The organism is Binatus soli (SeqCode) (assembly GCF_050015535.1).
In the GTDB taxonomy this organism is placed as follows: Bacteria; Desulfobacterota; Binatia; order Binatales; family Binataceae; genus Binatus; species Binatus soli.
Genome location: NZ_JBEKBF010000033.1, coordinates 1 through 10812, shown reverse-complemented (window position 1 = coordinate 10812; position 10812 = coordinate 1). Strand labels below are relative to the sequence as shown.

Here is a 10812-nt window from a genome sequence, read left to right as displayed (position 1 = left end):
GGCTGCGGAACCGGCATGCGATCGTGGTAGAGAGCGCAGACAAAAAGGTGTGCATGCCCGCGACGCTACGGCGGCCAAGCAAAAAACTCCAGTCTTCTCGCCGCTTTCGGAATTTTCAGCAGGGACACCTGACGTGGTGATGATGCAGCCCGCCCAGGACTGATCCCATATTAATTAAAGCCTCCACCGCCGAGCGCCGCATTGACCGACCGATTAAAGGAATCAATAGCCACGAACGTGAGCCAGAGCGTGGCTATTGTCATGACGATCGTCAGTATGAGGGCGACCCAGCCGATTCTTCTCGATGTTTCGTCCGGTTGCTTTAGATATCTCCACACGTAAATGAGCCCGAATGGAGGAAGAAGTGCGCTTACGGCATAGATCTTGATTTGCGCGCCAACCGAAGTAGGCGGTGGTTTCTCTTTAAGTGCCGCCCCGCAGTTCTGGCAAAAGTATGCTCCTGTCTGTACTGCAGCGTGGCACGATGGGCACATTAAAATCTCTTCGCTTTCCATAATTTATCATACGTCATACCATGTCATCGATTTGGACGGGCCACTTTGTGAGTGCACGGTGTTCCCCGTCAGCACAAGTTGGACAACTCGAGGCGATTGAGGAAGAGAGGATTTTTGGCTCATCTTTAACCGCAGAAGGAGCGGGAGATGAGATCGAAAATCGATACGCAGTCGGAAGATGCGGAGAAGGCGGTACGCGATATAAAAGGGGCGACCCGGCGGCAGTTAGAGCCTTCGCGTTAAGCTCCGGCAACCCGTCTTCGGCCATTATCCTCCGGCCATTATCCGCTGTTGCATCACGCTACGTATCACGACAGCTTGAATCTGGCGCACGGCGCGAATCGATTCCTGCTTCGGCTGCGTAATTCCCATCCTACCGACACCGCAGTTTACAAGCGCACTGGCTCCGGTGATATTAATATTAGGCGCTACGTTGCCGGTCGTGCCGGACGCAAAAGATAACAGGTTGCCCGGTTGGGCAACGTAGATATTCGAGGCGGAGTCAACTGCGACACCGACGGGGGAACTAAGCAGAGTTGCGGCGCCCACGATATTCTGGTTGGGCGTGACGTTCCCGCTTTGGTTGCCAACGTCGTACACGGTGACGCTATTACCCCAGTAGTTTGCCACATAGATATTTCCGGCGCTGTCTATAGCCATGTCATACGGAAAGTTGAGGTCCGTGGCATCGCCGGAAATAGTGTTACCCGCTGGGGCGACATTACCGCCGCTCACCAACTGTGCGGCGGTAAATTCTATCAGTGCGTTAGAACCTATCGTCGCTACCCAGAGGTCACCAGCCGTGTCGAATGCTATCGCGTCCGGCTCGTTCAACTGGGTGTTTGATCCGCTGATCACGACGCTTGGCGCTGTATTACAGGTGCCACTTGCGCATGGCGCGTATTTAGCAACCGTACTGCTGGTATAGCTGACCACCCAAATGTTGCCGCTGGCATCGGTGATGATGCGATATGGATGCCCGCTGGTAAGATTCGACCCTGTAATCGTCGAGCTTGGTGCCACGTTCCCGTTAGCGCCTGCGGCGAACCACAAAAAGGCGTCGGTACCGTCACGGCTCGCATAGTAATTGCCCGCGCTATCAACCCACACCGAGCGCAGGGTGCCCGTTGTAAGCGTGGTGTCGCTCCCACTAATACTTACGTCGGGCGTCACATTCCCGGCGTCAGTCATCACATTCCCGGTGTCAGTCAGGCGGAAGCACGCAATACCGCCCCCACCGTCTGCTGCAGCAGGCACGCAAGCTACCTGCGCGGACGCCCGCACGGGCGACATGAGCGCCGTAACCACCGCCGCAATTAGCAGAATGCGCTTCACTGGCTTCAGCACAGTTACGGTCGCCCCCGCCGACCAAGCGTGCCGACTATGCGAGTCGCGCCTGCACTCATCGATTTCCTTTGCGCTCTGAGCGACCACGACCACGCTCCTCGACCTTTTTGCCATGGTGGTGAACCTCAAATCTCTCTTTGCCATGCGGTGACGATAGCGCGACTGACCCCTGAGAGTCTATGCGCGCATGGAACTGCCGCCATAGAGCCCTGTGCGTCTTCCGAACGGTCGGTCGCCATGCCCAACACCATCAACTCCAGGTAGCGTGGCCACAATCGGTAGAGCACGACCCAGAGCAAGCGGTCGAAAGTAAACAGCCGGAGCCGACCCGGCCGCTGGCGACGAAGAACCCGCAGTTGATGACGGAGGGCTAGGCTCTCTAGTTCCACAACCGCCCGATTACGGAATCGGCATACAAGCCGAGAAACGATCGATCGCTCGAGCTTAAGCGTGCCGGCGACACCACGGCGGCCCATCCCAAAACTCTAGACTTTTCGCTGCTTTCGGAGTTTTCAGTAGGCACAGGTTGACAGGCTGACAGGAGCGTCAACCGCCGTTTCAAACAGGGCGTCGAGGAGAGGGGTTCGCCATAGACTGCGTCCACCGCCATACAGTCTAGCATGTTTCCCTACTTTTGGGAGAAGTGATGAAATCGGCGCGTGGGGCGCGATTCACGCGCGGCGGTGGACCCGGAGAATGCCATCCGCCGCGGCTGAGCGCGAAAATCCGACAAAATTCTCTGTTCGCGATTTCGGTGGTTCCATCTGCGAGCCGGCCAAGATCTTGCGGGAACCCGGTACGCACTTGGGAAGAATGCCTAACGCAAGCAACTCCGCCCGCGTGAGTCTAGCGAACATCCAGAGCACGCTCCTGCGCGCTCCAGAGCGGGGGCAGATCGATTCTTTGGGTCATTGCGAGGGTGGTGAGGTCCGCAGGCTGGTGGCCTTCGGCGATCGCCACGAAAATCAACTGTCGGATTCCACGCATTCACCCCAATAACGAAACAGCGATCGGCCGAATCGTCGAAAAGCGCACAGTATATCGGCAGTGGGCGGCGTGCTACGGCTTTATTCAGACCGTGTTCCTGCTCTTCAATCGCGCTGAGCGACGAGTGGCAAGGCCGCGCCGGCTATGCCGCAAGATAGTTGGACAAAGGATCCGCGATGCTGGACAAAAACTCTGAGAGCGCTGCGTACCTCGCAGTCAGCCCGTGGGTTGGGTCGCCGACTAACCTACGTCCCCCGCTTGATGCGGATACTCGCGCAGACGTCGCAATAGTCGGCGGCGGTCTTACTGGGCTCTCGACGGCTCTCGAGCTCAGGCGCAAGGGCCTCGACGTCGCGCTTGTCGAAGCCAACTTCGCAGGTTTCGGCGCAAGCGGCCGAAACGCTGGCCACTTGACGCCGACCATCGGCAAAGATTTGCCCACGCTGCTGATGTTGTTCGGCAAGGATAAGTCCGTGCAGCTGATCGGATTCGCCGAACACGGGGTCGAGCGCGTTGAGCAGCTCATTGCACAGTTGGGGATCGAATGTGATTACCGGCCATCGGGAAATATCATGGCCGCTGTTCATCCCAAGCAGGAGAAACGTTTGCGGGCGGCGGTGGACGCTGCCGCCTCAATCGGTGCGCACGTCAGGTTTCTCGATCGCAACGAAATGCTCGCGCGCGGAATCCCTGTGGCTCCTCAAAACCTCATCCACGCGCCCGGCGGGCACGCGAATGGTCCATTTGGCCGAGCTTTTCGCAGCGGCGGAAATTCGGGGCGTCTTTCTCCAGGGAGAGATGTGTCCGAACCTCGTTATAGTAGCAAGCGTAAGTCTTCAGGATCTGGCGCAGGTGCGCCTCGCCGAACACCAATAAGTGGTCCAAGCATTCGCGCCGGATCGAGCCGATGACCCGCTCGGCGTGCCCGTTCTGCCCGCGTCGATGCCAGCCGAGCACGGTCTCAGGCTTGACTACCGTGATCGCATTGAGAAGCGGCGGGAACGCGCGGTATAGCCAAACCAGGATCAGCCGATCGATGTTCCGCAGTCGGACCCGTGTCCGGGACTTGCGGTTTAGCACCATCAGTTGATGGCGCAGGACGAGAATCTCAGCCTCCCGCGAGGCGCGAGTGTTGAGGGCAGAGCGCAGCACGAGCACGATACGAGTCAGAAACGCGACCATCGCGCGTTGCAGTAGCACACTTGCCTGCGCTCCGTCACGCGGACGAGGTTTTGAATAGCGACACCCTGAAGACAGGGCTCTATTGGGGCGTTTTTTGGCGAGGACGAAAGGCAAAATTTGACGTCGCCGGGAATGGGCCGCAGATGAGCCGGATCAGGCTTCCGGCGCGGCTGAAGCGATGGAACTAACCGCTTTCGTGGACTAGGTTCCGCTAGGAACAGGGGAAAGCCCCGAACGCTTGTGCTACAAGGCGGGCCGGGCTACGGTTGGCGTTCTCCGAGCTGTCGAAGGGAAATTCCGGTTAAAATACGCTTCAAGTCGTTCACGCGGTCAATCGCCGCAATTGGTTTCTCTCTGTTGTTTTTGGCGGCCGCGTTTGCGCGCCCGGCGCTGCCGCAATCGGATGACGATGCGTCGCCGGACAGCAAGAAAGCAGTGAGTAAACTTTCTGTCTCGCCTACGAAGCTGACCTACAGCGTCAACCTCGACAAGGTGACCTCCGAGACCAAGCATTTCACCATCGCGAACAAAGGTACGCTGCCAATGACCGTAACCGTCGGCGCGCCCAGCGGCACCGACGCCGCCCACTATACAATTACATTCCCGACCGAGATTTCTCCCGCTGGCGGAACACTCGCCCTTCCGGGCTCGATAAGCCAAGAGGTTGAGGTTGAGTTCACTCCCACGGGAAGGGGCACCGACGACGGGACCATCGGCATCACCAGTAGCGCGACCAGCGGAAAGAGCTCCTCGGCGACCGTGACTCTGAAGGGGAAAGCCACGCAGAAGAAGCCGACCCCGACTGCAACTGCGACCGTCACTGTGACGCCAACGCCGACGGCTACCGCCACTCCAACCCCAACCACGACGCCAACCCCAGCGCGAACCGCAGTCCCAACTTCCACGCCCACTCCGGGGAACACCGGTTATGTGATGGGCGGGGTGAATCCTGTATCAAACTCCAGCGTCGCGATGTGGGCGGCAGGGACGAGCGGCTACGGAACGGGCGCGACCCAGCTCGCTACGGCGACCAGCGCTGCGGACGGCAGCTTCACCATCGCGCTGACCTGCCCCTCAGCGAGCGCCGAAATTTATCTGATTGCGCAGGGCGGCAATGCCGGTGGGGGCAGCAACAGCAGCCTGATGATGATGGAGGCGCTGGGCCCGTGCGGCAGTATCATCACCCCGGGCATCATCAACGAGGTGACGACAGCCGGCGCTGTCTACGCGCTGGCGCAGTTCTTGAGCACGACCAGTTCCGGGATGGTGGGTGCGCCTTCGACCAACGCGACCGGGCTGGCCAATGCCTTCGCCACGGTTGCCAACCTGGTGAATGTGACGAACGAAACAGCGCAAAGCACGACGCCAGGTGGCGCCGGCACGGCGCCGCAGCAGAATCTCAACTCGATTGCCAACGCGCTGGCGGCCTGCGTTCAGACCAACGGAGCTTCCTCGGCACAGTGCACGGAACTGTTTGCCTGCGCGCTGCCCGGGGCGGTGTTCAGTTCCGGGGCGTGCAGCGGCGGCGCCGGGTCGATTGCGGATACTTTGGCGGCCGCGCTGTCGATCGCACTGAATCCGGCAAGCGTATCGGTTTCCGGAGTCAACGACGTGGCAACCCAAGCGGCACTGTTCAGCCCCTCGCTGGCATTCGCACCAAACGACTGGTCGATGCCGCTGAACTTTGGTCCCTCCGGGTCGAACTTGGTCGACCCACCTGACGTGGCGATCGACAGCTCGGGCCACGTCTGGGTGCCGACCTACGGTGGCAATGCCGTAACCGCGCTGAACAACGACGGGACGCTGTTCGGCAACTTTGCCCCCCCGGGTCGAACTTTCACTACCCATGGGGCGTGGCGATCGACAGCTCGGGCCACGTCTGGGTGACGAACGAATTCGGCACCGTAACCGCCCTGAACAACGACGGGACGCTGTACGGCAACTTTGCCCCCTCCGGGTCGAACTTTGTCGAACCATTTGGCGTGGCGATCGACAGCTCGGGCCACGTCTGGGTGACGAACAGCGGCGGCAATAACGTAACCGCCCTGAACAACGACGGGACCCTGTTCGGCAACTTTGGCCCCTCCGGGTCTGGCATTAGCGCTCCATTTGACGTGGCGATCGACAGCTCGGGCCACGTCTGGGTGACGAACAGCGGCGGCAATAACGTAACCGCTCTGAACAACGACGGGACGCTGTTGGGCAACTTTGCCCCCTCCGGGTCAAACTTTAACGGGCTATCGGGCGTGGCGATCGACAGTTCGGGCCACGTATGGGTGGCGAACGCCGGCGGCGGGACCGTAACCGCGCTGAACAACGACGGGACGCTGTTCGGCAACTTTGCCCCTTCCGGGTCGAACTTTAACTACCCACAGGGCGTGGCGATCGACAGCTCGGGCCACGTCTGGGTGCCGAACTTGGAAGGCAATACCGTAACCGCGCTGAACAACGACGGGACGCTGTTCGGCAACTTTGCCCCCTCCGGGTCGAACTTTAGTGAGCCATGGAAGTTGGCGATCGACAGCTCGGGCAACGTCTGGGTGACGAACTACGGCGGCGGGACCGTAACCGAACTGGTCGGGGCCGCGGGTCCGGTCCAGACCCCGTTCATCGGCCCGCCGCAACTGCCCTGACGCGCTGGTCCGGGAGAACGCTAGAACAGCCCGAAGATTGGCCGTGAAAATATCCCGTAATGCACTTTGGTGAGTTGCTCGGACGCTTCCCAAACCCGGGAGGCGACGGCAGTGTCGCGCGCAGCCGCACTACAACGGTCAAGGACAGGATACCCTCACAACTCGGCGATACCATCGGGGGACCCTGCGGCGCTTGCTGACCCCCATCACCGGCCGAGCAGGATCAGATGGACGCGGCGCGGTCGGCCGGTAAGAAGGCGGTCCGCAAGAAGGCTGCCCCGAGAAAGGCCAAGCCTGCACGGCCGCTCCGGAAGGAGATGGGTAGTAAGTCGAAATCAGACAAAATCGTTTGCCGCTATTGCGGGAGCGATGACCTGGCTCCGAGTTTCATCAAGCGGCGGGATCGCCGATGCCGCAAGTGTTTCAGTAAACGCTATGGGTCGGCGGCACGGGCGCGGAAGGCGAAGGTCAAGAAGTAGTTTGAGCACGACGTGAGAAGGGGCCGGGCTCGAAAGGGCTCGGCCCTTTTTTTCGTTTAGGGCTACGTCCGGGGATGATGCTGACATAAGGCTGAACACCTCTTCACTTGTAAGATTTGTTTCGTATCCTGCTAAACTGCATGGACGATGATGAAGACTTCATTCCCGATAGCATGGCTTTTTGCTCTCGCTGTGCCGATCGTGGGCTGTTCAAGCTCTCAGGAGACAACCGCTCCGGAGGCGACAGCTTTTAGTTCTGCGAAGGCTGTTAGCACCGACCCGCAAGTGCGCGCGATCCTTGAGAGTTCCTGTTATGAGTGCCATTCAACCGCGGGAAGCGCTCCGTGGTACGCGTCTGTTTCGCCGACGTACCTTGCCGCCAACTCCGCGCGCGGGGTGCTGAATTTTTCCGATTGGCAAACTTACAATGCGCAGAAGAGATCGGCAGCGCTGAAGAGTATCGAACACTCCGTTAGTGCTGGTTCGATGCCGCCCGGAGATTACACACTGTTCGATCACTCGGCACGCCTGACCGATGATGAGAAACAGGCGCTCCTGAAATGGGCTTCGCAGTCGGCCGTGCCCGCGCATTGACGCGATCAAATCGAGCCACATCGCAGCTCGCCGACATGATGCTCGAGCCGTCCCGATAGCGTTGCGGCGCACTTGTCCCATCAGATGTCTGGCGCTAACGTCGTCGGGCAACGCCATCGCAGCCGGAGAACCCAACACGCCGATGAGTCAATTCGACATTAACTCCGCCACGCAAGAACCTGACCTGTCGACCGCGATGAAGGTCGTCTATCAGTGGAACTACGGTTCCGAGGTCGAGGAGCTGCGCCGTTTGTACGTCAAGGCCCTGGAGGCGCAGTGGATCGCTGAACGCGACCTCGACTGGGAGCGGCCGATCGATCACATTGCGTTGGCTGCCACGCCGCTCGGAATCGGCTTTCCGGTCGAACAGACCTCGTACTGGCGCTCGCTCAGCGCGGAGACGGTATGGGAGCTGAAGAAACGGATGGCGAGCTTTCGCCTGAGTAACTTTTTGCACGGCGAGCAGGGCGCCCTGATGGTCGCCGCGCAACTGGTGAATGCGGTGCCGCACACCGACGCCAAGTTCTACGCGGCGACCCAGACCATGGATGAGGCGCGACATGTCGAGGTATTCGCGCGGTATATCCAGAAGCTCGATATGGTCCGGCCGATCGCGCCTAACCTCAAAGGTCTGCTCGACAGCACCCTGGAGACCGGCGACTGGATCAAGAAGCTCGTCGGCATGCAGATCGTGGTCGAGGGGCTCGCGCTCTACAGCTTCCGTGAGATGCGCAATCTCACCGAGGAGCCGCTGCTGAAAGAGATTCTCACCTATGTCGGGCGCGACGAGGCGCGTCATCATGCCTACGGCGTGCAGTACGTTGAACGGTGTGTGCCCTGCCTTTCAGCGGCCGAGCGTGAGGAACTCGAAGACTTCGCCTTCGACGCTGCCATCGCCATTATCGGCGGCCGCAATCAGGCCGGCTTCATGGCCGCGCTGCTGCAAAGCTGGGCCGAAGCGGGCATCGACACCGCTGAGCTGCTGGCCTGCGCGCAACGTGAGCGCGACCAGTTGACCCGCGCGCAACGTTCGGGGCGCCGGCGCGGACCGGTGTCGGGGTTCGTGCTGCCGACCCTGCGCCGCTGCGGGTTGCTCAGCCGGCGTGTCGCCGGCCGCTTTCACGAAGTGCTGCAGGAAAATCTCGGTAGCCAGGTAGTAGGGAGCAGCGTCGAGGAGTTCATGCGATGGATTCCCGACCTGCCCGAGGACACCGCGGCCTGGTTATTGAGCGAGCTCGAATAACACGCTTGATCAAAGGAAGGAGAAGAGCTTGGACTTAAAGAAAATTCTCGCAGATTTGAGACAGGAAGGAGAGAGGATCGCGCGGGCGATTAAGGCTCTCGAAGGAACGATTTCACCACGGACTTCGAAGAAAAGGCGCATCGCCGCCGGCCACTTGCCGAAAAGAAAGCGCCGCGGAGGGATCACCCCGGAGGGAAGAAGGCGATTATCGCTGGCGATTCGCAAGAAGAAGCGCTGGGCGGAGCGCAGAAAGAAGGGTCTGTAAGTCCTCATCGACACTAGCGAATTGTTCGCAATGAGCGATCTGATCTCGTCTTGCGGAAGGCGGTTGCTTGCTCCCCGATAACGTGGCCAATTTGAGGTAGAGCCCGTCGACTGGTGATCCGCCCCGCGAAGCAATCCTTCGACGCTCCGGATTCTCTGAAGAGGTGACTATGATCATCGCACAAATCACCGATCTTCACGTGGTGGCGAAAAATCGCCTGTGTTATCACAGAGTACCGACCAACGCGCAGCTCGCGCAGTCCATCGCCCACATCAATAGTCTCGATCCCAGGCCGGACGCGGTGATCGCATCCGGCGATCTGACGGACCACGGGCGCCCGGAAGAATACGATTTGCTGCGTGAGACCTTGTCAGACTTGATTCCTCCCGTGTTCGTGATTCCGGGAAATCACGACCGGCGTGATGTCCTGTTGAAGGCATTTGCCAGCGAGGACTACATGCCGCCGCCTGATGCTCCGTTCGTGAACTATGCGATCGATAGGTATCCCGTCCGGCTGATCGGACTCGATACCTCCGTGCTGGAACGCCATCATGGGATGATGTGTGAAGAACGGCTGCGATGGCTCGACGCTACGCTTAGCGCGCAGCCCGATTGTCCGACGCTGATTTTCATGCATCACCCGCCGTTTCGCACCGGGGTGCAATGGATGGATGCGTCGGGGCTGCACGGCGGCCGGATGATGGAGGAAATTGTGAGGCGGCATCGGCAGGTCGTGCGAGTCGCGTGCGGTCATATTCACCGGCCAATCCACGTCGCATGGGCCGGCACGATCGCATCCACATCACCGAGCACGTGTCATCAGGTCTCGCTCAATCTGACGGGGCAAAACGGATTCGAGTTCACGATGGAGCCGCGGGCGGTGCAGCTTCATGTGTGGGACGATAGTTACGGACTGATTTCGCATCTCAGCTACGTTCCTGCCGGCTACGAGGAAGTAGCTATGCTCAGCAGTCTGACAGATGAGGCCCGTGCGAAACTGCTTGCGCAAAACCGGCGCGAGTATCAGGAGCTTTGCAATAGCGAGTACGACAGATAACGCGGCGCAGATCGGCATGGAGTGATGGGCCGCGATTGCATCTCGTTGCTGGTCCGTTTATGAAGCCAGGCTATCGCCAGTCGCTCGAAACCACCAATGAATCCATGCGGATCAAGTTTTGACAAGCCACAGGTATTCAAAAAGTCCGCTATCGCCGAGCAAATGAGCTTCAATTGGGATCAGCCGTGAAGCCCCGCCGCAATGCCACGCCCAGCCGGATTACGACGGTTGCCGAAGTAGCCTAGTATTTACCCCGGATTTCCATTTTCCAAGTGTACTACTAATGTAGTAAGACCTAGCGGAGCCATTGGCAGACGTGGCTTTGGACGCGATCAGGGGCGGTGAGGAGGTGGAGTGGCGGTGGGTGAGGCACAAAATCAGCTCTTTCAGCTCTCCTTCAATAGCTCGTTGAAGGTCGATTTCCAAGGTTCAGGGGTGACCTCGGATGGTGGCTTGGTCCTGGTGCGGGAGTTAGACGAACGTTTGGGCTTCGGGGAATTTATTGAACGG

At 59.6% G+C, this 10812-nt stretch carries 9 protein-coding genes and 1 pseudogene; 7 read left to right on the top strand and 3 right to left on the bottom strand.

What is annotated here, in order from left to right; all coding sequences use genetic code 11:
* Nucleotides 1-170: 170 nt before the first annotated feature.
* Both ABR989_RS17370 and ABR989_RS17365 read right to left on the bottom strand, forming a co-directional pair.
* Nucleotides 171-515: a zinc-ribbon domain-containing protein gene (locus ABR989_RS17370; protein WP_428130575.1), complete on the bottom strand. Its 345-nt coding sequence runs from the start codon at nt 513-515 to the stop codon at nt 171-173.
* A 267-nt stretch (nt 516-782) separates the two neighbouring features.
* Nucleotides 783-1850, bottom strand: coding sequence for an NHL repeat-containing protein (locus ABR989_RS17365; protein ID WP_428130574.1), 1068 nt, complete (start codon nt 1848-1850; stop codon nt 783-785).
* A gap of 1175 nt (nt 1851-3025) precedes the next feature.
* On the opposite strand from ABR989_RS17365, the pseudogene ABR989_RS17360 reads away from it, so the two are divergent.
* Nucleotides 3026-3520, top strand: a pseudogene (locus ABR989_RS17360) (NAD(P)/FAD-dependent oxidoreductase); the annotation flags it as partial.
* Nucleotides 3521-3557: 37 nt separating this feature from the next.
* Here ABR989_RS17360 and ABR989_RS17355 read toward each other — a convergent pair.
* Nucleotides 3558-4031: an integrase core domain-containing protein gene (locus ABR989_RS17355; RefSeq protein WP_428130573.1), complete on the bottom strand. Its 474-nt coding sequence runs from the start codon at nt 4029-4031 to the stop codon at nt 3558-3560.
* 435 nt (nt 4032-4466) lie between these two features.
* On the opposite strand from ABR989_RS17355, the gene ABR989_RS17350 reads away from it, so the two are divergent.
* The 6 genes from ABR989_RS17350 to ABR989_RS17325 all read left to right on the top strand — a co-directional run bounded on the left by ABR989_RS17350 (nt 4467) and on the right by ABR989_RS17325 (nt 10302).
* Complete coding sequence (locus ABR989_RS17350; RefSeq protein ID WP_428130572.1) at nt 4467-5918, top strand: hypothetical protein; 1452 nt, start codon at nt 4467-4469, stop codon at nt 5916-5918.
* Nucleotides 5885-6664: an NHL repeat-containing protein gene (locus ABR989_RS17345; RefSeq protein ID WP_428130571.1), complete on the top strand. Its 780-nt coding sequence runs from the start codon at nt 5885-5887 to the stop codon at nt 6662-6664. Before ABR989_RS17350 ends, ABR989_RS17345 begins: the two co-directional genes overlap by 34 nt.
* Nucleotides 6665-7293: 629 nt before the next feature.
* Nucleotides 7294-7737 carry a heme-binding domain-containing protein gene (locus ABR989_RS17340; protein WP_428130570.1) on the top strand — a complete coding sequence of 148 codons (444 nt, stop codon included), beginning with the start codon at nt 7294-7296 and terminating at the stop codon, nt 7735-7737.
* Between the two features lie 142 nt (nt 7738-7879).
* Nucleotides 7880-8980, top strand: coding sequence for a ferritin-like domain-containing protein (locus ABR989_RS17335; protein WP_428130569.1), 1101 nt, complete (start codon nt 7880-7882; stop codon nt 8978-8980).
* Between the two features lie 28 nt (nt 8981-9008).
* The gene (locus ABR989_RS17330; protein WP_428130568.1) at nt 9009-9245 is read left to right on the top strand and encodes a hypothetical protein; all 237 of its coding nucleotides are present in this window, start codon (nt 9009-9011) and stop codon (nt 9243-9245) included.
* A 169-nt stretch (nt 9246-9414) separates the two neighbouring features.
* Nucleotides 9415-10302 (top strand): phosphodiesterase, encoded by an 888-nt coding sequence (locus ABR989_RS17325; RefSeq protein WP_428130567.1) that lies wholly within the window; start codon nt 9415-9417, stop codon nt 10300-10302.
* Nucleotides 10303-10812 lie beyond the last annotated feature (510 nt).

Bases quoted from the DNA above. Each gene is read 5' to 3' on its own strand.
- ABR989_RS17370 (WP_428130575.1), bottom strand. From the start codon at position 515: ATGGAAAGCGAAGAGATTTTAATGTGCCCATCGTGCCACGCTGCAGTA.
- ABR989_RS17355 (WP_428130573.1), bottom strand. From the start codon at position 4,031: ATGGTCGCGTTTCTGACTCGTATCGTGCTCGTGCTGCGCTCTGCCCTC.
- ABR989_RS17340 (WP_428130570.1), top strand. From the start codon at position 7,294: ATGAAGACTTCATTCCCGATAGCATGGCTTTTTGCTCTCGCTGTGCCG.
- ABR989_RS17335 (WP_428130569.1), top strand. From the start codon at position 7,880: ATGAGTCAATTCGACATTAACTCCGCCACGCAAGAACCTGACCTGTCG.
- ABR989_RS17325 (WP_428130567.1), top strand. From the start codon at position 9,415: ATGATCATCGCACAAATCACCGATCTTCACGTGGTGGCGAAAAATCGC.